Origin of the sequence: Dakarella massiliensis, assembly GCF_001182045.1 — a bacterium.
Classification (GTDB): domain Bacteria; phylum Pseudomonadota; class Gammaproteobacteria; order Burkholderiales; family Burkholderiaceae_F; genus Mesosutterella; species Mesosutterella massiliensis.
The window spans coordinates 1-968 of the sequence record NZ_CVTY01000001.1; the positions used below are offsets into that span (position 1 = coordinate 1).

The following is a 968-nucleotide window of genomic DNA, read 5'->3' on the forward strand; positions in this document are numbered from 1 at the left end:
AAGAGAAACTCAGGAATTAAAACTCCCCGATAACTCGGTGGAAAAGTTACTGGCCGCATTGAAGAGGATCAGAGCGGTGAGGGCACCAACGAGAGCTACATGGGTTGTGGAGCCTCTGACGAAAAAAAGCCCAAGACATGCTTGAGCTTTTAAACCCGCCTAAACCTCCCATGACGTTTAAGTCAATATAGAACTATGTCACGGGAGTTCAGGTTATCTGGCGGAAGGGGAGGGATTCGAACCCTCGATACGGCATAACCGTATGCCGGATTTCGAGTCCGGTGCATTCGACCACTCTGCCACCCTTCCTGTGATCGTACGAGGTTATGAATCTTAGCAAAAAATATACCGAAATGCCACTACCCCCTTTTATTGTGTCAGTTAAACTAATTAGAATAGGAAAAATAGGCAGAAAAACGCCGCAACGAGCGCGCTTTTGTTACTCAGCATTCTCATAAATTGGAGAGTTCCATGAAATCAGGCACCACCAAGACCAGCAACAAGGACGATCTCCGCAGCCGTTTTGCTGCTGCGCTGAAAGACATCGACGAAAAAACTCAGCTTATCAATGGCAAAAAAGCTGTTGTAAAAGAAACTTTTGACAATCTGGTCAAACTCGCCCGCGAGTATGTCGAAGCCGCGGCTGAGTCCGCTGAGGAAGCGAAGGCAACCGTGAAGGCCAAGACTGAAGTTGCCAAGGCAAAGGCCAAGGCTGTGAAAGCCACTGTCGAGCAGGTCAAGAAAGATGTCGAGGAAGGTGCCCGCAAGGTAGCTGCTGTCAAGGCTCCCGCAAAGAAACCGGCTGCTAAGAAGGCTTCCGCCGCTACTGCGAAGAAGGCTTCCGCCGCTACTGCGAAGAAGGCTCCCGCCGCTACTGCGAAGAAGGCTCCCGCCGCTACTGCGAAGAAGGCTCCCGCCGCTACTGCGAAGAAGGCTCCCGCCGCTACTGCGAAGAAGGCTCCCGCCGC

At 51.9% G+C, this 968-nt stretch carries 1 tRNA gene and 1 pseudogene; one reads left to right on the forward strand and one right to left on the reverse strand.

Annotation, left to right across the window (positions count from 1 at the left end):
* Positions 1-218: 218 nt before the first annotated feature.
* Positions 219-309: transfer RNA gene (locus tag BN1936_RS00005), tRNA-Ser, on the reverse strand.
* A gap of 162 nt (positions 310-471) precedes the next feature.
* Here BN1936_RS00005 and BN1936_RS11535 point away from each other — a divergent pair.
* A pseudogene (locus BN1936_RS11535) lies at positions 472-968 on the forward strand (hypothetical protein); the annotation flags it as partial.